18 protein-coding genes are annotated in these 20,675 nt (G+C 34.6%); 15 read left to right on the forward strand and 3 right to left on the reverse strand.

What is annotated here, in order from left to right; all coding sequences use genetic code 11:
• Positions 1–74 precede the first annotated feature (74 nt).
• The 13 genes from hemW to Q0992_RS04560 all read left to right on the forward strand — a co-directional run bounded on the left by hemW (position 75) and on the right by Q0992_RS04560 (position 14,349).
• Positions 75–1,208, forward strand: a complete 1,134-nt coding sequence (gene hemW / locus Q0992_RS04500; protein ID WP_299521073.1) for a radical SAM family heme chaperone HemW — start codon at positions 75–77, stop codon at positions 1,206–1,208.
• Positions 1,205–1,954 (forward strand): cyclase family protein, encoded by a 750-nt coding sequence (locus Q0992_RS04505; protein WP_299521074.1) that lies wholly within the window; start codon positions 1,205–1,207, stop codon positions 1,952–1,954. The genes hemW and Q0992_RS04505 overlap by 4 nt, the downstream gene beginning before the upstream one ends.
• Before the next feature lie 41 nt (positions 1,955–1,995).
• A complete protein-coding gene (locus Q0992_RS04510) occupies positions 1,996–2,607 on the forward strand; it encodes a DUF4230 domain-containing protein (protein ID WP_299521076.1) in 612 nt (203 codons plus the stop codon).
• Between the two features lie 20 nt (positions 2,608–2,627).
• The gene (locus Q0992_RS04515; RefSeq protein WP_299521077.1) at positions 2,628–3,320 is read left to right on the forward strand and encodes a hypothetical protein; all 693 of its coding nucleotides are present in this window, start codon (positions 2,628–2,630) and stop codon (positions 3,318–3,320) included.
• Entirely contained in the window at positions 3,321–3,683 is a 363-nt protein-coding gene (locus tag Q0992_RS04520; RefSeq protein WP_299521079.1) for an MmcQ/YjbR family DNA-binding protein, read from the forward strand.
• Between the two features lie 119 nt (positions 3,684–3,802).
• Positions 3,803–4,198 carry a hypothetical protein gene (locus Q0992_RS04525; protein ID WP_299521081.1) on the forward strand — a complete coding sequence of 132 codons (396 nt, stop codon included), beginning with the start codon at positions 3,803–3,805 and terminating at the stop codon, positions 4,196–4,198.
• A 123-nt stretch (positions 4,199–4,321) separates the two neighbouring features.
• A complete protein-coding gene (locus tag Q0992_RS04530; RefSeq protein WP_299521083.1) occupies positions 4,322–4,732 on the forward strand; it encodes a response regulator in 411 nt (136 codons plus the stop codon).
• Positions 4,732–5,271 carry a heme NO-binding domain-containing protein gene (locus tag Q0992_RS04535; protein ID WP_299521085.1) on the forward strand — a complete coding sequence of 180 codons (540 nt, stop codon included), beginning with the start codon at positions 4,732–4,734 and terminating at the stop codon, positions 5,269–5,271. The genes Q0992_RS04530 and Q0992_RS04535 overlap by 1 nt, the downstream gene beginning before the upstream one ends.
• 3 nt (positions 5,272–5,274) lie before the next feature.
• Positions 5,275–7,746 carry a PAS domain S-box protein gene (locus Q0992_RS04540; protein ID WP_299521087.1) on the forward strand — a complete coding sequence of 824 codons (2,472 nt, stop codon included), beginning with the start codon at positions 5,275–5,277 and terminating at the stop codon, positions 7,744–7,746.
• Between the two features lie 4 nt (positions 7,747–7,750).
• Positions 7,751–8,068 (forward strand): Hpt domain-containing protein, encoded by a 318-nt coding sequence (locus Q0992_RS04545; RefSeq protein WP_299521089.1) that lies wholly within the window; start codon positions 7,751–7,753, stop codon positions 8,066–8,068.
• Positions 8,069–8,077: 9 nt separating this feature from the next.
• Positions 8,078–8,788 carry a LytTR family DNA-binding domain-containing protein gene (locus Q0992_RS04550; RefSeq protein WP_299521091.1) on the forward strand — a complete coding sequence of 237 codons (711 nt, stop codon included), beginning with the start codon at positions 8,078–8,080 and terminating at the stop codon, positions 8,786–8,788.
• Between the two features lie 309 nt (positions 8,789–9,097).
• A complete protein-coding gene (locus Q0992_RS04555) occupies positions 9,098–11,701 on the forward strand; it encodes a T9SS type A sorting domain-containing protein (RefSeq protein ID WP_299521093.1) in 2,604 nt (867 codons plus the stop codon).
• Between the two features lie 200 nt (positions 11,702–11,901).
• The gene (locus Q0992_RS04560) at positions 11,902–14,349 is read left to right on the forward strand and encodes a DUF4114 domain-containing protein (RefSeq protein WP_299521095.1); all 2,448 of its coding nucleotides are present in this window, start codon (positions 11,902–11,904) and stop codon (positions 14,347–14,349) included.
• A 240-nt stretch (positions 14,350–14,589) separates the two neighbouring features.
• Here Q0992_RS04560 and Q0992_RS04565 read toward each other — a convergent pair whose 3' ends face one another.
• From Q0992_RS04565 to Q0992_RS04575, 3 genes are all read right to left on the reverse strand, one after another.
• Entirely contained in the window at positions 14,590–14,976 is a 387-nt protein-coding gene (locus Q0992_RS04565; RefSeq protein ID WP_299521097.1) for a hypothetical protein, read from the reverse strand.
• Between the two features lie 324 nt (positions 14,977–15,300).
• On the reverse strand, positions 15,301–16,749 hold the full coding sequence (locus tag Q0992_RS04570) for a hypothetical protein (protein ID WP_299521099.1): 1,449 nt from the start codon (positions 16,747–16,749) through the stop codon (positions 15,301–15,303).
• Positions 16,750–16,867: 118 nt separating this feature from the next.
• A complete protein-coding gene (locus Q0992_RS04575) occupies positions 16,868–18,916 on the reverse strand; it encodes a tetratricopeptide repeat protein (protein ID WP_299521101.1) in 2,049 nt (682 codons plus the stop codon).
• A 156-nt stretch (positions 18,917–19,072) separates the two neighbouring features.
• Here Q0992_RS04575 and Q0992_RS04580 point away from each other — a divergent pair, with 156 nt between their 5' ends.
• Both Q0992_RS04580 and Q0992_RS04585 read left to right on the forward strand, forming a co-directional pair.
• Positions 19,073–19,345, forward strand: a complete 273-nt coding sequence (locus tag Q0992_RS04580) for an STAS domain-containing protein (protein WP_299521103.1) — start codon at positions 19,073–19,075, stop codon at positions 19,343–19,345.
• 26 nt (positions 19,346–19,371) lie between these two features.
• On the forward strand, positions 19,372–20,631 hold the full coding sequence (locus tag Q0992_RS04585) for an oligosaccharide flippase family protein (protein WP_299521105.1): 1,260 nt from the start codon (positions 19,372–19,374) through the stop codon (positions 20,629–20,631).
• Positions 20,632–20,675: the final 44 nt, after the last annotated feature.

Here is a 20,675-nt window from a genome sequence, read left to right on the forward strand (position 1 = left end):
CAGTATTCAGCCTACATAGCTTTAATCAAAGTTTTTGATAAACTGCCAACTGTTACTGAAAACTGAGAACTATTATGAGTGGCATTTACATCCATATCCCCTTTTGCAAACAAGCTTGCTATTATTGTGATTTTCATTTTTCAACCTCATTAAAAAAGAAAGAGGAGCTTATTGAAGCCCTTGCTAAAGAATTAGCACTACGTAAAGCCGAATTTGAAAACATTATAGTTGAAACCATATATTTTGGTGGTGGTACTCCAAGCTTGTTATCTAATGTCGAGTTACAATTTTTGATTGATACTGTTTATCAAAATTATAAAGTTGCTAACCAACCTGAAATTACTTTGGAGGCCAATCCAGACGATTTGTCCAAAAATCGAATCGTAGAATTATCAAATAGTCCTATCAATCGTTTATCTATAGGAGTTCAATCGTTTTTTGAATCTGATTTAAAATTGATGAATCGCGCTCACAATGCAGAAGAAGCAAAAGCCTGTTTGGAGGAGGCCACTAAGCACTTTGATAATATTTCACTCGATTTAATTTATGGTATTCCTGATGCATCCAACGTACAATGGCTTAAAAATATTGAAATCGCTTTGAGTTTTAATGTACCACATATTTCTAGCTATGCTCTAACTGTAGAACCTAAAACCGCATTAGCGTCATTTATTAAAAAGGGTATAGTTGCAGATGTGGATGATGAGCAAGCTCATGAGCAATTTCATCTTTTAAAAGAGCGATTAGGAGCGGAAGGATATATTCATTACGAACTGTCTAATTTTGGTAAAGAGGGGTATTTTAGTAAAAACAATTCGGCCTATTGGCAAGGGAAACCGTATTTAGGAATAGGTCCTTCCGCTCATTCATTTAGTGGAAAACAACGTGGTTGGAATGTCAGAAACAATTCAAAATACATCAAATCCATTCAGCAGAATGAGTTGCCCATTGAGATAGAGACACTTACTAAAACGGATCGCTACAACGAATATATAATGACTGGTTTGCGTACCATTTGGGGAGTCTCATTGCTTAAGGTCGAAAACGATTTTGGTGCAGTTTTTAAGGATTATCTTTTGGAGCAAGCCAATGTTTTTATTAAACAACATTTGTTGTATATTGATGAAGCGCATTTGCGTGTCACCAAAAAAGGTCAGTTTTTAAGTGACGGCATTGCTTCAGAATTATTTAAACTCAATTTATCTTGATTGCACAATTACAATACAACTCTAAAAGACTAAAAATAGATTTATCGCAACCTTTAGATATTTCAATTGCGATTAAAGGCGATGATTCTAATGTAAATGCTTGGTATATTGATTCACCTAAAATTGAACCAGAGGTTTTTGAAAATGGTGTTATCAGTGTCGAGGAAGGTGCTCCGGTTAATTTTAATAGAATCACCTTTAACCCACATTCCCATGGTACACATACAGAGACTGTAGGTCATATCACAAAAAAGAAATATTCGATAAATAAATACTTAAAGCAGTTTTTCTTTTTAGCAGAAGTGATTACAGTTGCACCTGAAAAATCTGGTGAAGACTATATCATTTCGGCAAAACAATTGCAGTTTGCCATAGGCAACAAAAAACGTGAGGCTGTGGTTGTCAGAACACTCCCTAATACTAGAGAAAAGAAATCAAGACAATATTCAAATACCAATTGGACTTATTTTGAGAAAGATGCCATAAAACTACTAGTCAAGAAAGGGATAAAACATCTATTAGTTGACCTACCAAGCATAGATAGGGAGGAGGATGCAGGTGAACTGAAAGGTCATAATGCCTTTTGGAATACTAAAGGAAAACTAAGGACAGATTGCACGATTACAGAGTTTATCTATGTCTCAAATAAAATTAAGGATGGAGCTTATATGCTTAATCTTCAGATTGCACCTTTTGAGAACGACGCTTCGCCAAGTAAGCCCGTTTTATATCAGATATTAGATTAGCATGTAACATTTCTAAGATTTAAGTGTCCAACCAAAGCATTATGGAAACATTTTTTATAATCATAGTAAGTATTTTGGTAACATTAGGCTTGGTTACTATTTATAAGCAATGGCAGACCAAAAATAAGACCAATCAACAATCCATAATCTTATTAGACAAAATCAAGCGGGTCTGTAAGTTTATTACTGTTGAAGGTGATTTTGCCGAAATCTACCATTATGAAGACGTTAAGGAGAAGTTCTTAAAACTGATTTCGAGCAAAAAGAAAGCTTTGGTCGTTATCAATGCCAAAGCACATGTTGGTTTTGATTTAAGTAAAGTGCAAATGACGTCCCATCCAAAATCTAAAACCGTAATACTTTCACACTTTCCACAGCCCGAGGTATTATCTATAGAAAGTAATATTAATTATTACGATAAACAAGATGGGATGTTTAATAAGTTTGATGCTTCAGATTTAACTGAATTACACGCACAGGCAAAAGAACATATCAAAGATAAAATTCCAGAGAGTGGCTTATACAATGTGGCAAAACAAGAAGCCTTAGAGGCTATACTATTGATTGAAAATTTAGTTGAAACTATTGGCTGGACTCTGGATTATTCCGCTCTAAAGATTGAGAATAGGTCACCAAAAAAGTTAAAGGACTAATGGCCAGAATTAATTTTTCGTTGAAAAAATTTCTAATTAGTAATTGGTTTATAACCTTGTTTTCTACCATGCTTGGTGTTTTTGCAGGTTTATACCTGTCTAACTATTTTGAAGCTAAAAAGTTTAAAGCCGCTCAACGAGAAGCCCTAGAAATGATTAAAAAAGAGATTAGGAACAATCAAGAGATTTTGATTGAATACGACTCTATTTCTAGATTAAAGATTGAACAAGTAGCCTATTTTTTTTCAAAAACAAAAGGTGATTTATCGTCTTCTGATATGTTGATTCATAACGATTCTTTAGCAAGCTTTAAGCAGAAAACGAAAGAATTGATTGATAATATGGAAACAGAAAAAGCTGAGAACAGTAATGATTCTCTTAAAATATCTGGCGATGCCAACATCAATATTCAGTCTAGATTAATTGTTGGTGAACTTAGCAATATTGCATGGAATTCATACAAACAAACCAATTATACAGACATCACAAATTTTGAATGCATCACTGATATAGAATTAATATATCAACTTCAAGATGATTTCAATACCATCAATGAAACACTTAAAGACCAATTTTATAATGGATATTGGATAAATGGCAAAGAGCAAAGAGACGAATTTATTAATCAATGGGTAAAAGTCATACAAAGAGGTAGTTTACTTCTTCAAACTTATGAGAATACCGATGACGTGCTTTTTAAAAATTGTAATTAAATGAATATTGAGGACTATAGAAATTATTGCATGGCAAAAAAGGAGGTCACAGAGCATTTTCCTTTTGATAATGATACCTTAGTATTTAAGGTCTGTAACAAGATGTTTGCCTTAGCTTCATTAAAACGGTGGGAGGAAGGCGATGCTTTTATTAATCTTAAATGCAACCCAGAGTATGCACAAGAACTAAGAGCAGAGTTCGATAGTATTAAACCTGGTTACCACATGCACAAACAGCAATGGAATAGCGTCTATATTCATACTGGCGAGTTGTCATCAAAATTAATCTTAGAACTTATTGACCATTCTTACAATATGGTCGTAAAAGGATTGCCTAAAAAGCTACAGGCTAAACTGCAATAGCAATTAAAAGTCAAATTTATACCTACCAACGCTTCAAAGCGATTACTCAACGAAAAATAGAATTTTGAAGTAACTATCAATATAACTTTATTGGGAGTATTATTAATTAATCCCTGATAATGAATTTTTTAGTTATTTATGCCGTCATATTGCTATTAAGTACTTCAGCGTATCTATTTTCTACAAATAGTCTCACATTACAAGACTTTAGCGAAATTTATAGGTTTTTAAAAAGAGCCGTTTTTATAACGCTAAGGCTGCCCGCTAAAAATGATAGTTCATATCTGATTTCTGAGATTAGTACTGTGGTCTCTGAAAGAGGAAAAGCATTGAATAAAAGCCTAAAACATTTAGAGTTTATCGGAAAACTCGAGTCTTATATCAATAAAAATGAAGAATGCTTACTTTCTGTAGATTGCCTTTATGAGTTGAAAGAAAGTAAATTTAAAACACAAGTTTCAGTATTAGAATCCACATGTATACTAAGTTCTATTAGCAATAAAAAAGCAGCTTAACAGAACCAAAAACCATTCGTCGACACTTATCTGCCATTCATCTACACTTAATAACAACTAACCGAAATACAATGTACTTCTGTTAAGGATTCTTTTAAATTGCTATCCACTAAATAAGATATCATGAATACCCTTAATATTTTATTGATAGAAGATGATATGATTGAGGTGATGAAGCTTAAGAGAGCTAAAGGATCCCTTGGTCTTAATCATAATATTACGGAAGCCAACAATGGTGAAGACGCATTAAAACTTTTAAAACAAAAAGATTACTTACCAGATATCATTTTGTTAGATCTTAATATGCCTAAGATAAATGGCATAGAGTTTTTAAAAATTCTTAAGGCTGATGACCAGCTAAGATACATACCAACTGTAGTGCTGACTACCTCAAGTAATCAGCGTGATTTATTGGAATGTTATAAAATAGGAATCGCAGGCTATGTATTAAAACCTTTAAAATATGAAGATTATGTTTCAAAAATTGAAAAATTATTGTCATATTGGAGTGTTAATGAATTAATTATGGTATAATGAAGGGCATCATATTTACAGAGTTCCTGGAGTTGGTTGAAGAGAAATTTGGTTTGGTTATGGTTGACAAAATTATTAGTCAATCCAATTTAGAGTCTGGTGGTGTTTACACATCTGTCGGCACCTATGAGTTTTCTGAAATGTTACAACTCATTACACATCTTAGTAATAACACGGATATATCTGTGGACGATTTGCTAATGGTGTATTCGGAGCATTTATTTACGGCATTGATTAAATCACATCCAGACTTAGTCAATCATTATGAAGACCCAATGGACTTGCTCGCATCTATCGAAAATCATATTCATGTTGAGGTCCAGAAGATATATCCTGAAGCACAACTGCCAACTTTTGATCTAGAAGAGCGGACTGATACAAAAATGGTGATGGTTTATAAATCCGATAAAGCCCTGTACATGCTAGGAAAAGGATTGATGTTAGAAACATTTAAACTTTTTAAAGTACCAGTCGATATAGCCTATGAAAAACTAAATGAAGCTGGTACCAAAGTGCGATTTGTTATCACTAAACGATAATGAATGAGTCAAGAAGAAGTAGATATCTTAAAACGAGCGTTAGCGCGCGAACGTGCATCTAGGAAAGCGGCTGAAGAAATTCTTGAAGCAAAGTCTGCAGAGCTTTATGAAGTCAATAAAAAGCTCGAAGAATCCCATGCTGAGCTAACGGTACTCTACAATAAAACCTCTTCACAACTTCAAGGAGTATTCGAGAATATTGTAGATGCCTACGTCATTATGGATTTATGGGGCAATATTCTTAAGATGAATGAGGCAGCGGTAACGCTATTAGGCTTTAAGACGGTTCACGATGAAGGAAATCTTTCTACACTAGTTGATCCCAAAGATATAGATAAAGTAGAACCAGCTTTTAAACAACTCTTTGAAAACGGCTCTATTACTGATTTCAAAATTAGAATTAGAACCAAACAAAACATCTCAAAATTTGTACATATCAATGCCAGTATTATCTATGAGGATGGTAAGGCCGTTGCCGCGCAGGGTATTGTACGGGATATCACATTAGAAAGTGAATATCAACGTGCCATTGAGACAGAACGGGAAAAGTATAGAAGTATTATAGCCAATATGAACCTTGGTTTGGTTGAAGTTAATAGCGATGATGTTATCCAAATGGTCAACCAAAGTTTTATAGAAATGTCTGGTTATAATGAGGATGAGTTAGTCGGAAAAAAAGGTGGCGAGTTATTGGTGGCCGACAAATCATCTGATATTATACTTAAGGAAAACCAGAAGCGCCGAGAAGGAAAGTCTAACTCTTATGAATTGGTTGTAAAAAATAAGGCTGGCGATTTGAGGTATTGGTTGATTAGTGGTGCACCAAATTATGATATTAATGATAACGTAATTGGTTCTATAGGTATTCATTTAGATGTAACTGATGCTAAACGCAATACTGAACTTATTGAGCAACAAAAGAAGGAGTTAGATGTTATTGTCAACAATTCCTCAATTGGTATTGTGTTAACAGAGGCAAACAACATTAAGCGGACAAATGAGACATTTCAAAATATGCTAGGCTATAATCAAGAAGAGCTAAATAGGCTTACTATTAAAGATCTGTCTTTAGCTGAAGATTATCCTGAATCAAAAGCATTTATTGAAAAGATGAATGCAGGTGAGATAGATAATTTCATAGTTAATAAACGCTACAAGAAAAAAGATGGCTCTGTTATTTGGGCTAAGACTAATGTAAGTGCTGTAAGAGACATAAATGGAAATATCAAATTTCAAGTTGCCTTAATTGAAGACATAACTTCAGAAAGAGAAAAAACATTAATCATAGATATGATTAATAACCTTACAAAATCTATTCTTGGGAAAACGGATATCAATGAGATTGCCTGGGAAATTGTTAATAATATTGCCGAGTATTTAGACTCAGATGATTGTGTCATTTATTTGGTAGATCATAAAAATGAAACTTTAGAGCAAGTTGCTGTTTATGGCGATAAGCTCGACCAAAACAATAATATCATTAACAAGCTCATTTTGCCTATTGGAAAAGGCATTGTTGGTGATGTTGTACGAACTGGCAAATCTGAGGTTATAAAAGATACTTCTAAAGATGGCAGGTATGTTGCTGATGGTGTTAAACGTTATTCCGAAATTACGGTTCCTATTATAAGGGATGGGAAAGTAATTGGAATTATAGATTCCGAGCATAAGGATAAAAACTATTATACCAATCAGCATGTAAAAGCTTTAGAAAGTATAGCGAGTTTAGTGGCTATAAAATTAAGAACAGCCATAAATATTAGAGAGCGCAAAAAAGCTGAGGAACGTAATATTCAACTTTTAAGCCAATTAGAAAAAAATAATAATGAACTACAAGAATATGCACATATTGTTTCACACGATTTAAAATCTCCTTTGCGAAGTATAGATGCATTAGTGCAGTGGATAAAGGAAGATAATAAAGGAGAATTTGATGAGGCGACCAATCAGAATTTTGAACTCATCGAAATGACTTTAGAAAAGATGGAGCAATTGATTTCGGATATTCTCGAATATTCCAGTGTAACTTCAGAATCAAAAGACAAAACTAAGGTTAATCTCAATGAACTCATTGAGGAACTTAAGCAAATTTTATATGTGCCAGAGCATATTTCAATTCGTGTTCTCAACCTACTTCCAACAGTGATTGGTGATAAAACCAAGCTACAGCAATTGTTTCAGAACTTAATTAGTAACGCTATAAAATTCAATGATAAAGAAAATGGTCTTATAGAAATTGATGTGGAAGAACAAAAATCGTATTACCAGTTTTCAGTCAAGGATAATGGAGTAGGGATAGAGAAAAAACACCACGATAAAATCTTTAAGATATTTCATGCCCTAAATAAGAATAAGGAATCATCAGGTATTGGTCTTTCAATAGTCAAGAAGATTGTAGATTTGTATAATGGTGAAATTTGGTTAACCTCAAAGCCTAAAGAAGGTACCACCTTTTTCTTCACACTAAAAAAGTAAGGCTATGGAGCAACCAAATCTATCGTATATTGAAAGCATGTCTGGAGGCGATCAAGCCTTCGAACAAAAACTTATTGATATCATTCAGCAAGAATTTCCAGAAGAAAAAGAAATTTACTTTAATAATATTGCAGCTAATAATTTTAAAGCTGCTGCGGAAAACGTACATAAACTTAAACATAAAATTAGTATTTTAGGACTCGTTAAAAGTTATGAAACTGCCGTTACTTATGAGCATCATCTTATAGAAGGTAGTAAAGAAGGGCAAGATGATTTTGAAGCCATTTTGCAAAACATGACTGATTTTTTAGAGACGTTATAAGCCTAATTTATGAATTGTATTATTATCGATGATGAAGCTACAGCCAGAGCTATAATTGGCCAATTGTGTAGCAATGTACCAAGCTTAACTGTTTTAGAAGAATTTCCAAATGCAATACAGGCGATAAAGTATCTTAACCAGAATGAAGTCGACTTGATTTTTCTCGATATACACATGCCCGACTTCACAGGCTTTGATTTTATTGAAACCATTAAAAATCCACCAAAAATAGTCCTCACAACCTCTGATGCTAATTTTGCAATCCAAGCTTTCGAGTATGACTGTATAGTGGACTACCTGGTGAAACCAATCACACCTGAGCGTTTTCAAAAAGCCATCCAAAAAGCAGAAACTTCGCCAGTGGCAGCATCAAGTTCTAGTGCATCAGAACATGTGGAAACCACTTCAGGCAATGACCTGTATGTGAATATTGATAGACGTTTAATTAAGATTGATATTCCTAGTATTTACTTAGTAGAAGCAAAAGGCGATTACATTTTAATAAAGACAGAGGATAAAAACTATACGGTTCATTCGACCTTGAAGAAGATAGAAGAGAAATTACCAGATAGTCTGTTTTTAAAAATTCATCGGTCGTATATCATCAATGTACAGAAGATCATTGATATTGAAGATAATAGTGTGCTGATTAAAAAGGATGTTATTCCTGTAAGTCGCTCTAATCGACCAGAGTTAATGAAGCGCTTAAACTTACTTTAAATAGTACATCGACAGAAAAACGTCAACCAACGATTCGGTAAGTTTAGTCATCGAAATTTGAATTTCTTATAGATTTATCTTATTTATCTTTGAATCAGATTCATAGAGTAGGTTTAAATATTGAATTAATAGCAAGATAAGGCAGTAGAATTTTCTACTGCCTTATTTTTTTGATATTAAATCATAGTCCAAAAACCATTCGTCGACACTAAATGGTTTCCTAACGTTAGCCTTACCGTGTCAATCGAAAATCCTCAAAAAAGTCGTAAAGGCAAGGTAGATTTGTTTCAGAATTTAAAATGAAACCGTATGAAACCCCAACTTTACGCTTTAAAGAGACAACTATCACTAGTTATAATATTAGTAATTAGTTTTACAGGTATAGCACAAGAGGATATTCCTTTTAATTGCGACTATAATGCTTATTTATTTCAGTTTAACGATGTCTATGCCATAGACTTGGCATCAGGTAGCTCGTACTTAGTTCATGAAAACGTAACAGAAGCTTCTATTAATGCTGCAGCCTATAATCCTGCGGATGGTTTTATTTGGGGTTCTCTAAAAGGTTCAAAAGACATTGTAAGGATAGGCAAGAATTTTACAACTTTAATTTATAATGTCCCAGAACTTCCAGATTATAATCGTTATGTTGGTGGTATTAGTGCAGGAGGCATGTATTATTTAAAAGGAGGAAATACAACGTACTTTAAAATTGATTTAGATCCTGGGTCGCCAAATTATGTGCAACACAACGCCACGGAGACATTATCTCGAAATATTAATATTCACGATTGGGCGTTTAATGCTGTTGATGGCCAATTATACACTGTAGAGAAGGGTTCTAATACATTATACAGAATCAATCCTGATAACGGTCTAGTGACGACTTTGGGTGAAGTGCCGATTTTGGCAGGAAATAATTATACTTATGGTGCCGTATATTTTGATGCTGACGGGCGTTTTTATATATCAGCAAATCAAACAGGAACCATCTATGTGATTCAAAATGTGCAAACCGTAAATACATCTGCGGACATGGATTCTAATTTATTTGCTTTTGGACCATCAAGTTCTAGTAATGATGGCGCACGTTGTCCAACGGCTCCCGTACCGCAAGAAATCTGTGATAACGGTATTGATGATGATGGTGATGGTCTTATCGATTGTGAAGATCCTTCATGTTCTGGTTATGAATCTTGCGAAGTGATTGAACCACCAACTTCAGGAGGTAATGATGGTGGTTTAGAAAGTAATAACCGTTTATCTGAACAAATCAACCAACGTAACTTTAACAGAGCCAAAGCAGGCCATAAATTTGATAGATTAACAGCACCAAAAGTTAGACGAAGGCTTGCGTATTCACTAGCTAAGAGCAATAACAGTTTTACCCTGCAAGATTTCATCCCTTTAGAGGTCATTGGCGAAACCGAAGCGATAGAATCCACACCAGCAGACTTAGTGAATATTACTAATGCTACAGAAGTCTATGCTGTAGATTACATGAATTTAGGGACACCAATAGCCACGGTTTTGGCCTTAAAAACAGAAAATGGTGTCTATGAGCATACCAAGTATATCTGTGACCGCTTACTGGGAGCAGAACTCATCTCAGTAAATACAATGACCATAAATGAGCAAGCCTTTATTAAGTCTATTATTAAAAACGTAGATGGCACTTACGAATTTGTACTAAGCTTATCCGCTAAAGTGATTAATAATGAACAAAACTTTGCCATAGAAAGCCACTGGAATTTAGATCAGTACGAAAACAATACCACCTTTTATAATTTTCAGATATGGGCTAATACTGTTGATGATTTGTACCTTTTGGGTGAAGAAGTCTTGAATCTTTTAAATATTGAAAAGCCAATTACTGAATACAATAATTCTACACCACCTACGGTATTTGTTAGAAAAGGACAATATGTTAATGGAGGTTTGGATTTACAGATTGTCAATACCAATCGCACTGAGTCTGTAACATTAGACGCAGGGTATAGAACTACGGAAACAACAACATTTAATACACTCAATTCTACCATAGACTTGAATGGCAACTACATCACCAATCTCACAGTGGATACAGGACGTTTGTTTGATATAGGGTTTAGGATTGGTGATGGCATTGCCACACCAGATGATTTGTTTATGTCTGATGGTCCTTGGGGTATTGATGACTCACAAGAAGGTACAACGGTAGGGCTTTATAATGTCACTGAGAACGACTTTGATTTTGAGGTTATGGATTACCCGATAGAGCGTAATGTACAATTAAGAGCAACAACTAATACATATGTGGCAACTTACAGAGCCTTAACACCACGCTTTAAAGCCGTAGATCTCATGGGTTATAATAGCTTAAAGTTAAGTGCATCTGGGACAGGAAACTTAGGGATTGCTTTTGTAAAACAAAGCATTACGAACTGGGAGGACCAGTACAAAATGACCATTGCATTAAACAATACGCCACAAGACTTTGTATTGCCTCTGGCTGATTTTATGAGTGCTAATGACATAGATCCTGTGTTGGATGATGTAGTCACTATTGTCTTTACAATGGCTTCTGACGATGGTACTTCACAAACTAAAGTTATGAAGCTAGAGGACTTAAGGCTATCACAAGAAACTGCTTTATCTATAGATGAGTTTGAAACGGCAACCAATACTCTAGGAGCCTATCCTAACCCTATGACCTCTCAAACGACCTTAACCTTTAGTTTAGCACATAATGAAACCATACAGTTTATGGTCTACGACCAGTTGGGTAAGCAAGTTTATCATACAGCCTATGATGCCGTAGCAGGTAAAAACAGCATGACCTTTAACAGAGCAAACTTAAGCACAGGTTTATATTTCTGTAAAATTTTAAGTAGCGAGTACGAGTTTAATCCCCTAAAACTGATTATTAACTAGCTAATTTCATAATCAATTTGTAAAGGTAAAGGCGAGAGCTTTTGCCTTTTATTTTTTCTATATAAACCAAATCGATAAAAGGTTAAAAAACCATTCACCGAAACTAAAAAACCATCTATCTAGGTTAACGTAGTGTCAATCGAAAATAAAAACTCCCTCTCTTTCTAAGCCCTAGTTTAGTGGTATAAAAACAAGAAATCATGAAACATAAATTACTCATTCTTTGCTCGATAGTAGCAATAACAGCATCCGCACAGAACTATCAATTTCTGGGGGATTTTACATCAAACGGAACACCATTGTATTTAGAAAACCCTGGCGATACCGTTTCAGGAGAAACATTACAAATGATTGACGATTCCCTCCCGGAGAGCTACCCAGTACCGGATTATAATCCACACTATATTTCTTCTGGCTACGACACAGATGTCCAACTCGATAGTTTGGCAGATGTTTGGGTGACCTTTGTTAGTGAAGGTGCGGGTTATAGAAATGTATTGGGATTTTATACCTACGACGTTAATAATCCACCCACCACAGCCCCACAGCCAGAAGATATTACCATTATTTTTCCAAATGCATCTGCTTTATATAGTGGCGGTGGCTTACAGGCTGGTGACAAGGTTAAGCTTGGTACATTTCCTGCAGGTACAGGAATAGGCTGGGTCTTATTGGCAAACGCCTGGAGTTCGTCTACAAGTAGTGTAGGTTACGGCCATTGGCAGTTATATTCTAATCCAGATTATAACCCAGAATCCGATGCCGCTTTACGATACCATAATGTTCTTTTAAATGATCCATCCAATGAGCGTATTATTTTAGGGTTTGAAGATATAAGAAGAGATTACGCGTCTTGTGATAACGATTTTAACGATGCGATATTCTATGTTACAGCAAATCCTTATGAAGCTTTAAGAACTGTAAATTATGCAGATGTTAGTAGTGCAGCAGATGTGACCTCAGGTAACGACGGTGGGTTGGAGAGTAATGGCGATTTGGCGAGTTTAATAGCCAAGAGAAACTTTAACCGCACAAAAACAAATAATATCCACAACAAAAGAGATAGACAATCCAAGTTTATGAGAGATATGATGTCCTTGTCTAAAACGTCAACCTCGCAAGGTTTGGAATCTTACCTGCCAGAAACAGGGATGTATGGTAATGAAACGGCTTATATTTCTAGTCCAGAGGATTTAATCGGTATCACCAATGCCACGGAAGTATTCTCCCTAGACATGTACAAAGAGAGCACTAGAGTGTCTGCGGTTTTAGCAACAGCAACAGAAGGTACAGTTTATGACCATTCTAAAGTCATTTGTGATAGGCTTAACAGCTCTAGCTTAGAGGATGTAAGAACTGTAAATGTAAGAGGGCACCAAATTATTAGTGCTAGTATTTTGCGCGCTACAGGAGAAAGGGAATACACCCTAAGTTTCTCGGTAAAATTAGGTGAGATGCAGAATGAATTATTCAGCTTTTGGAATGTAGCACAATACCCTGAAGGCGATTATTATAATTTCCAGATTTGGGGAAGTTCATTTTCACAAGTGTTTACAATCGGTAACTATGTTATTGATACACTTACCGCCGAAAACCCTTTGGTTAGCAACGCAGTTAATGATGTAATACCTATGGTTTTTGTAAAATCAGGGACTTATAGCAATGGTGAACTTCAATTGAATATCATAAACAAAATCAATGCTACGGCCTTAAACTTTAACGCCAGTATTGCACCAACAGAAACGATGGATCATTATAGCGATTTACAGACTATAGTGTTATCAGGGGATTGGAATGAAAGTATTACCATAACCACAGGGACGTTGTTTGATGTTGGTTTTTCGCTACAAGTTGCAGGCTATGCACAGCACGATGCTTTGTATTTGGCTGATGGCCCTTGGGGTGTAGATTACAACGAACAATTAGCAGATATCCATAGCTTTGATGTAGCCAACAATCCTATAACGTATGATGACAACCTTTACGAAATAGAACGTCAGCCTTCAGTTTCGGGTATTGCTACAGGACATGTTAATTTGTTTCGACATGTATTACCTGGTGATCAAACCTTGGACGTCACCAACTTTGAAGCGATGCAGTTTTATATGACAAGCAATCAATTGATTGAAGTCGTATTGATGCCCGAGAATTTAGAAGATTGGAACAATCGTCTGCGTTATACCATACGCGCAACTTCAGGACATACATTTTATAACATTCCTTTTGAAGATTTTGTGGATGCCAATGGGCAAAGTGGTAGCATGACAGATGTAAAAACAATAGTGTTCTCGGTCGTTGGTAACTATGCTGATGCGGTACCATTTAATTTAGAAGTGTCTGAAGTGGCATTTGGCGCTAACCAGAGCTTAAGTATCGATACCTTTGAAGTAGAGGAGAATGTATTGGGAGCCTATCCTAACCCAATGCAATCTCAAACGACCTTAACCTTTAGCATGGTACAAAATGAAACCGTACAGTTTATAGTCTACGACCAGTTAGGTAAGCAAGTTTACCATACAACCTATGAAGCCGTAGCAGGAAAAAACAGTATGATTTTTAACAGAGTAAACTTAAGCACAGGCTTATACTTCTGTACAATTGCTAGTGCTCAACATGAGTTTGATGCCTTAAAACTGATTATTAATTAACCCTAATTATTAACTAATTTTAGAAGGCAAAGGCGAACGCTTTTGCCTTTTGTTTTTTGTGTCATTCAGAGGGAATGATGACCGATGAATCTGTATGAATTTAAACTTAATTTTAAAAGATTCTTCGCCACGCTCTGAATGACAAAAGCTTTTGCTTTTCGTTATAATTTTGATTTAGGAATTCATTTGCAATGAGCAATACATTTTGCTGGGCATTGCAGTTGAATACTTTTTAAAGATTTATAAACCATAATGCGTATTCATTTTATTTTTGACTTTAGACAAATCAATTCCTTTCTTTTCAACGTATTCAATTAAATTTAATTCAATTTTTATCTGCAACTTGTGAGCTTTTAATGATATGTCTTTAGTTCTTTCAGATAGTTTCTTGTAGAAAGAATCAGATTGGAATTCATTTTTGTTTTCTATAAGACTTTCATGAATAAGCCAATTTCTTTCTGTTAGAAATTTATGCAATTCATTTATCAAAGATTCAGGAAGCAAGGCTTCTTTTTTCGCAACATTTATCGCTTTTCCAAAAGTGTAAAATTGTTGTTTTTTTAAAAGATTGTCCGCTTCTTTCTTTTGAGAAGGCTCTGTTTTTTTTAAAACAATCGAGTGACTCAAAGCGTCTTCTAAAATTTGTACAGCACAAAGAGCTTCTCCTAAACAACAATAGAGAAATTTTTCTTTTTCAGAAGCTTTTTTAAATTTAAATTTTTCGATAATTATAGATTTTCTAAATGGTAAATAATTTAATCATCAGGCTAGATGAAATCTTGTTACTAATACAAAAAATATCTCCAGCTCAACCTTTGTTCACAACGGTTTTGTAGGCTCGTTGCGGAAAATAAGCTGCGATTTTCCACCGTAATCGAAAGATAGTGAATTGCAATGAATTCCGATTTATGAATTCAGCCGCAATGAAACTATACCCGTTGTTCACTGGATTTATATCCTATAAAAAGCACTTTCATCAATTTTCAAGTCATAATCTTCCAGCATTTTTTTTATTTCTAATCTGTATGCTGCTTGATTTTTTATATGCCCTTTATATCCTGAATGTTTTAAAATGAGAATTGAAACTAATAAATGAATTCTATCAGCTTCTAAATTCAATTCTTTTATTTTAGTTTTTAGTAGACCTTCTTTGTATGGCATTTTACCATGTAAAAACTTATTTCTATTGTTCAATAACTTTTTTAATTTTTCAGGTAATTCTATTCTGTAAAAATCAAAAGCTAATAGAAACCTGTCTTTATTGAAAGGTGTATTAATATAGGTAATTTTTTTATTTAAAGATTCTAATTCTATTTTGCTAAATTTTTCTTTTTTTGATAAGACTAAAGATTTAAGTTCTTCTTTTAATGATTCAAGGTTTTCTGAACTCTTGATTGGTTCAAAGAATTTTTTGTTTTCAGAGTTTATTAAACCAACAATGGTTTCTAAAGCAACGTGGAAGTTAGAGCATCTAACTAGAGGTGGTTTTATCGCATTTCCTTCAATTAATAATTCAACTGTACGTTCTAATTCAGGTTTTACTTTTAAATCGCTTATAAGTTGAGATAATGATTTTTCTGGAAATAGTAAAGGTGTTAACAATGGACGTTTTTCTGAATCCGGTTGTATAAAAGTCCTAAACTGGCTAGGATTAATAATTTCTTGGTGTGAGATTATTGATTCTCCTAAAGATTCATAATAAATTGAATTTGCATTTTCGAACATTGAAGATTTGTAAGAAAAAATAAACTGTTCATTTTGATGCCAGTTTCCAGTTAAAAATCCAATTGATTTCAATGTTAATTCGCTTATGGTTTTAAAAGTTTCTAAATCTGTTTTATTTAAGCACTCAATTACTAAAAAATTAAAATCTTTTTGACTATGCCTGTAAACGTGAAAAACTAGATTATCTACCTCAATTACAATTAAACCTAATCCATAATGAATCTTTCTACAAGAATATTGAGCTCCTAAAAATATTGTTGTTAAGCTATCTTTTCCAATTTTCAGTATTGTACGAAATATTGAATTTGAAGTTGTTGGGAAATTCTCGGAGTAGATTGTTCCTAAATTACCTTTGATGCTTTCGCTTTGAACGAAGCTTTTGCCAACTATTCTGGTTGCGCTTTTGGCTGGAATCAGAAATGTTTTTTCATTAGAAATTAGTTTAAAGTCTTCATTAAATCCTAGTTTTTTAAATGTTACTTCATTCGGATTTTGTGGTGTTTTAAGTTTTAAGTCAAAATCTACGCTATAGTTTTCTTGAAGCTTGGTTAATGTGATTTCACTTTCGTTTAGTGGGAATTTATTTTTGTGTACAATTTGAAAAGTTTCTGTTTGTAAAAAACTGCTTATTTTTTCAATTTCATTTTCTATATTTTTCTCAAATTTCTCTTTCAATACGAATGTCTCTTAATCTTGTGTACAACTTAATATATCATAATAAATATAACTAATTAACGGCAGTAGTCAAGGGATAACAACACATTTAAGACCATGTTGTCTAATTTCTTATAAGCTAGTCTTTACCCAAAACCCACTTAAACCGTAACCCAATCTCAGTAAAGGTAAACCCAGCAGCAGTAGCAGAGGCAATATTACTATGTGTACCATAGATATTCAATAAACTTCGCTCAGAGAATTTATAGCCGAAGGCCCCTTGTAATCTATAAGCCGTTTGCTTTGGGTCGTCTTCTATAAACTGGTAACCAAAGGCTCCGGTGAGGTTATAAAACCATTGCTTAGGTTTGGCTACGGCTTCATCTTTTATCAAATTGACAAAGACTTCATAAGCATTAAATTTTTCCGGGCTAAAGTAAATGCTCGGGACTTGGTCTTTAAACGTAATATACTGGTAATTCAAACCTACTTTTAATCCTGGCTTTGGTAAGAGGTTGTAGTACAATGAGGTGAACAATAGATTTCTGGTATTGTTATCACTTTGTGTGGTATGCATTAATTGCGTATACCAACCTAAATTAACATTAGTACTTAAATTATAGTTAACGTAATAGTTATTCTGTACCAATTCACGGTCCAATAAGTCCGCATTAAAACTTTCTACCTGGCGCTTATACCCAATGTCTAAAGTTTGTAGTTTAAATGCTTTAATATTAACCGATAGATTCGTTAATAGTTGGGTGTAATCCGTAGTTTCAGCATTGGCAGATATGAGTCCTGCTGTACCTTTAAACGTAATATTGGGGACGACTTGGTAAGCTAATCCTAAGGATAAATTGTTAGAATTGGCCATATTATCGGTCACCGTATTGTTGGTGCTTCTATAACTATAATTGCCTAAAAGGCTCAGTTTTGTTGATAAGGGATAAGTTAAATTTGTACTAAGCATATAGGCTTTATTATCACCATTATCGAAGGTGTGAGCTGCTTTACTATCGAGTTGAGGTGAAAACTTTACATCCAATTGCTCAATAAAGTTGACTGCATCTTTTTGATTATTGTAAAACTTCAGGGTGTTTTTGGCTGAAGTATAGGCCTCGTCATATCTACCCAAGGCTTTAAGCACATTAGCTTTTCCTAGGTTGCCATCAAAAGAGGTGCTGTCGTTGGCTAGGATTTGATTGTAATCCGCCAAACTTTGCTTAAAGTTACTCTTATAAATATTTAAAGTCGCTCTTAAGGCCAAGACCCAATTTTGGTTGGGGTAATTAGTGATGAGTTGGTCAATTAAGGTGGTGGCCGCTTTGTACTTTTTAGTCCAAATCAGAGCTTGTACATAACGTTCAGTCATTTGTTGCGTGATTGTGGCTTCAGTCGTTTCCGTTAAACGCTTATAAGCTTCGGTACTTAAAGCTAAGGCTTGTTTTTCTTTTCCATTGAGGTGTGCTACTAAAGCTAGTCCGTTTAAAGCTAAAGTTTTGTGTTCTGGTTGTTCAGCTAATCTGTTGTACATCGCTTCAGCCTTATCTAGTTGTTCCCAGATTAAATAGAGATTGGCTAAGTTCAACAAGGTATCTTTATCATCCCCAAACAATTCGAGATTCTTGGTCAAAAGCGCTTCTGCCTTTTCGTACTGCTGTGCTTGTTGGTTTTGGTACGCATACCCTAAATAGATATACTTTTTAGAAGTCATTGCATTTGGATTGCCGGGAGATACTTCCAAGGCTTTGCTGACATAAGTTAAAGCGTTCTCGTAGTCTTTCAGATTGGATAATGTATTTGCAAAGCCTAATAAGGCAGCAAAACTGTTTGGGTCCTCACTCACTAAAGCTGCATAATAGGTTTTGGCATCGGTGAAGTTAGCATTCCATAATAAGGACTCGCCATAGTTCAACTTTATTTCAAAGTCATTCGGGTAATCCTTTAAAAGTTCGGTGAAGACTAGCTGGGCAGCCTTGGCTTTACCATTCAATCCAATAGCACGACCGTAGCATAGTCTTGCCGTTTTATTAGTAGGGTAATCCTTTAATATCATGGTAAAGAATTGTTCCGCCTTTGCATATTGGCCAGTTTCTAAGTAAGTAAATCCTTCTTGCATGTTTTGAGCTGTTGCGTTGCATACAACAACAAAAAAATAAATACGAATTATTGATTTTAGGGTCTTCATGTCTGTTACATTTTAACTACTTGCAAGTTACGGACAGTTGGTGCTTCATTCATCTACAGTAAACTACCATCCATCGAAATAGAACGCTCATACATGGAATTACACTAGATATTTACGTCAGAATTGAACGAATAATAATTAAAAAACAATAAAATTATGGCACTTACAATTACAGAGAACAACGGAATATTATTAGTAGAAGGAACCATCAATACTACTACAGTAAAAAACCTTAAATCCCACTGTGAAACTTTATTAAGGACATGTGGTGAAGCAACGATCGATATCCAACAAATCGCTTATATCGATGTGAACGGTTTGTTAGCTCTACGCGAATTATATGAGTATGCAAAACAAACACATACAGCATTCTTTATTGTTGGTGATGGTTGCAAAGAGATTTATGATGAATTTAGATTAGCCGCATAACCAATTGCTTTAAAAACAGAAATACCATGCAAGCCTTAGCCCTTTTAAAATCGAGAAAATTAACACCAGAACAATTGTTTATGTTGAGTGTGTTGACCGTTAATGGTGGTAATTACCTGTACAATCTTATATTAGGACGTGTACTAGGTCCAGCGCAGTTTGCAGATGCTGCAGTGCTCATCACCTTTTTATTAGTGTTGTCGTTTATCGCCATGACTTTTCAGTTGGTTACGGCAAAATTTTCAGTACTTTTTGAGGAAGACACCTTCAAAAATTTTATTGCTAGAGTATACAAACAGGCTTTAATTGTCGGAATCTTTTTAGGAGTATTGATCGTTGGCTTTGCCTCACAGTTACAAGCGGTGTTTCATACGTCGTCATCCAATATGTTTGTCATATTCGGCTGTGGCGTACCACTGTATTTTTTAATGAGCGTTAATCGTGGTAGCTATCAAGGTAAAAAGGCCTATAAATCCTTGTCTATAACATATCAAGGTGAAATGTTAAGCCGTTTGCTCATCACCCTAGGGATCATTCTACTATTCGATATTAAGTCGTCTTGGGTGATTGCTTTAGGAATTTTAATATCCTTTGGCTTTGGATTGTTTCCATTTAAGGCAAAGCAACTTAGCTTTAAAACGGTATTACCTTTAGAGAAAACCTATAGCAAACAAATTAAGCATTTCTTTTTGCTCACAGCTTTTTACGAGTTGACACAGATTATTATAAACAACAGTGACATCTTATTGGTAAAGCATTATTTTGAATCCTATGAAGCTGGTCTTTACGCTTCTTTGGCATTAATAGGACGTATCGTATACTTTATAGCATGGATGTTTGTGATGTTACTATTGCCAGCAGTTGTGGAATTGCAAAAAGAAGGTAAGGACACTGCATCCGTATTGTTTAAATATGTTGGTTATATCTCGGCAATTGCTTCGGTTATCATATTAGTGTGTTTAGCTTGTCCAGAATTAATTATAAAACTATTATTTGGAGAGGCCTACATAAGCATGGCGCCTTTGTTATGGAAGTATGCTATAGCAACGTCCATGTTTGCCATCTCAAATATATTTGCGTATTACTATTTGTCCTTAGACCAATATATACCAGTCATCATTTCAGGCATTTTTGGTATGTTACAGGTCGCTTTAGTCGTATTTTTTCACGATAGTTTAGCGCAAGTGGTGCACATGCAAATTGTAGCTATGGCCTTATTATTAGGGATTCAACTAGTGTTTTTTAAAGGGCAATACTTGATTCAAAAAAAGCTTAATCTAAAGTAAAATACCATTCGCCGACACTAAAAAGCAGCCCATCTAAAGTCCCC

This window comes from Winogradskyella sp. (genome assembly GCF_028289625.1).
Lineage (GTDB): Bacteria > Bacteroidota > Bacteroidia > Flavobacteriales > Flavobacteriaceae > Winogradskyella.

Bases quoted from the DNA above. Each gene is read 5' to 3' on its own strand.
- hemW (WP_299521073.1), top strand. From the start codon at position 75: ATGAGTGGCATTTACATCCATATCCCCTTTTGCAAACAAGCTTGCTAT.
- Q0992_RS04510 (WP_299521076.1), top strand. From the start codon at position 1,996: ATGGAAACATTTTTTATAATCATAGTAAGTATTTTGGTAACATTAGGC.
- Q0992_RS04520 (WP_299521079.1), top strand. From the start codon at position 3,321: ATGAATATTGAGGACTATAGAAATTATTGCATGGCAAAAAAGGAGGTC.
- Q0992_RS04525 (WP_299521081.1), top strand. From the start codon at position 3,803: ATGAATTTTTTAGTTATTTATGCCGTCATATTGCTATTAAGTACTTCA.
- Q0992_RS04530 (WP_299521083.1), top strand. From the start codon at position 4,322: ATGAATACCCTTAATATTTTATTGATAGAAGATGATATGATTGAGGTG.
- Q0992_RS04535 (WP_299521085.1), top strand. From the start codon at position 4,732: ATGAAGGGCATCATATTTACAGAGTTCCTGGAGTTGGTTGAAGAGAAA.
- Q0992_RS04540 (WP_299521087.1), top strand. From the start codon at position 5,275: ATGAGTCAAGAAGAAGTAGATATCTTAAAACGAGCGTTAGCGCGCGAA.
- Q0992_RS04545 (WP_299521089.1), top strand. From the start codon at position 7,751: ATGGAGCAACCAAATCTATCGTATATTGAAAGCATGTCTGGAGGCGAT.
- Q0992_RS04550 (WP_299521091.1), top strand. From the start codon at position 8,078: ATGAATTGTATTATTATCGATGATGAAGCTACAGCCAGAGCTATAATT.
- Q0992_RS04555 (WP_299521093.1), top strand. From the start codon at position 9,098: ATGAAACCCCAACTTTACGCTTTAAAGAGACAACTATCACTAGTTATA.
- Q0992_RS04560 (WP_299521095.1), top strand. From the start codon at position 11,902: ATGAAACATAAATTACTCATTCTTTGCTCGATAGTAGCAATAACAGCA.
- Q0992_RS04575 (WP_299521101.1), bottom strand. From the start codon at position 18,916: ATGAAGACCCTAAAATCAATAATTCGTATTTATTTTTTTGTTGTTGTA.
- Q0992_RS04580 (WP_299521103.1), top strand. From the start codon at position 19,073: ATGGCACTTACAATTACAGAGAACAACGGAATATTATTAGTAGAAGGA.
- Q0992_RS04585 (WP_299521105.1), top strand. From the start codon at position 19,372: ATGCAAGCCTTAGCCCTTTTAAAATCGAGAAAATTAACACCAGAACAA.